Annotated in this window: 2 protein-coding genes; one reads left to right on the top strand and one right to left on the bottom strand. The window is 27.1% G+C overall.

Annotated features, from left to right (window positions below):
* Window positions 1-454, bottom strand: a 454-nt coding sequence (locus EZH24_RS10995; protein WP_201798591.1) for a hypothetical protein, incomplete at its 3' end; no start/stop codon positions are given.
* Between the two features lie 536 nt (window positions 455-990).
* On the opposite strand from EZH24_RS10995, the gene EZH24_RS10990 reads away from it, so the two are divergent.
* Window positions 991-1,308: a hypothetical protein gene (locus EZH24_RS10990; protein WP_137999155.1), complete on the top strand. Its 318-nt coding sequence runs from the start codon at window positions 991-993 to the stop codon at window positions 1,306-1,308.
* Window positions 1,309-1,908 lie beyond the last annotated feature (600 nt).

Below are 1,908 nucleotides of genomic sequence, written 5' to 3'. Positions count from 1 at the left end.
CAAAAGTATCTTCTTTTACGGTTTTATGAATTATAATATTTCTAAAATCTTTTAAAAATATTAAAGCGTCTTTATAAGATTTTTCTATTTTTTCTCTTAATATTTCTTCCTCTTCGTATATATTTTTATTTTCAAGTTTAATAAATTCTTCTTTAAATTCTATAGGCAGTCTTTCGTATTTATTTCTAACTATAACCGAAAAATTTTTTATCGCCGACAAATCGCTTGCGTTTTTATATTCCGTTATAACGGTTAATAAAGGGATTAAATATTTTTTTATTTTATTTTTATTCGTATCTTTTTTACCATCGTTTAAGAAGTAAGATAAATAATACAACTCTGGCGGTTTTATATTCGGCTTGTCGTTGCCTTTATAGTTGCTTTTATAATTATTTTTAAATTTGTTGTTGTTTCTATAATTGTTTTTATTATAGTTATTATAATTCGTTTTCATTGGATTTGTCCTAAAAAAGTTTATTAAAATAGTATTCTTAATGATAATATTTTTAATATAAAAAGTCAAATTTGAATTGAAAAAAATTCGAATATATTATATTATTTGATTATGTAGAATTTACTTCGATATTTTGTTTTGTCTTATTACCCCGTTTAATACGGGAAAGTGAGATTTTTTCATTGTTTAAAATCTTATTTTTTGGTCTTGATATCCTATTTTATCAAAGCGAGGAAAACAAGATACATAAAATTGTAATAAATAGTTTTGATTGTTCCGATAACTTGCTTAATGCGGGAATACGGAATTTGAAATTATACATTGATATTTTCTTTTTAGTCTTGATACCCTACTGAATGTCCCTACTGGGCGCAGAGAGAGGAAAGCGAGATACATAAGATAATTAAGAATATTTTTGATTTTTATGACAACCCGCTTAATGTGGGAAATCATAATGCATAAAATAGTGATAAAAATTTTTGATTGTTTTGATACCCTATTGAATGTCGCTATTTAGACAAAATGAGGAAAGCAAAATGCATAATAAAGTTATAAAGATTTTTGATTGTTCCGATAATCCGCTCGATGCGGAAAACGGAATTTTTGATTTTTGTTTAAAAGTTGTTTTTGTTTTGCCACCTAACTTAACGATAGAATGCAAGATACATAAAGTAATTAATAAGATTTTTGATTGTCTCGATAACTTGCTTAATGTAAGAATACGAGATTTGAATTCTTCATTGAATTTCTACTTTAGTCTCGCCACTCCGCTAAATGCGGAAACGCTGGATTTTGAAATTATTCATAAGAATTCCTCTTTTGTCTCGCTACCCCGTTTATACGGGAAAGCATGATTTTTGATTTTTGCTTTTTAAGAGCATGAGTTTCGATACCTCGCTTAATGCGGGAAAACGAAATTCAATAAAGATTTAAAAATGTTTTTTGAAAGTCTTGCTACCCTACCGAATACAAGAGAGGAAAGCAAGATGCATAATAAGATTGTGATATTTTTGATTGTCTCGATACCTCGCTCTATGCGAGAAATCAAGATTTTTGATTTGTGAGTGAAAACTCGTTTGTCTCGATATCCTAATTTTAATTTAGGAAAGCGAGATTCCTTTTGGTATAAATTTTTTATAAAGTCTGCAACCCCGCTAAATGCGGGAAAGCAAGATTTCAAGTTTGAATTAGAATTATATTATATGTCTTGCCACTCCATTAAATATGGTAAAGCAAGATACAAGAGCATAAACGATAATATTGCGATTTTTGACAACCCATTTTATATGGGAAAACAAAATTATATTTATAATTAATAATTCAAATTAATAAATTACTATAGATTAATTCAAAAATTCGCTTGATTTAATGCCGCTTTAATGATATTGTATAAAAATTAAAATATTTCATTATTTAAGGTTATTCAATGAATACAAAACATATATTCGTAACTG

The sequence above is a fragment of the Brachyspira catarrhinii genome (assembly GCF_005518285.1).
Classification (GTDB): Bacteria; Spirochaetota; Brachyspiria; order Brachyspirales; family Brachyspiraceae; genus Brachyspira; species Brachyspira catarrhinii.
The sequence above is the reverse complement of the archived record's forward strand: the minus strand, read 5'-3'. Positions and strand labels throughout refer to the sequence as shown.

Coding starts and splice junctions, on each gene's coding strand:
- EZH24_RS10990 (WP_137999155.1), top strand. CDS start 991: ATGCATAATAAAGTTATAAAGATTTTTGATTGTTCCGATAATCCGCTC.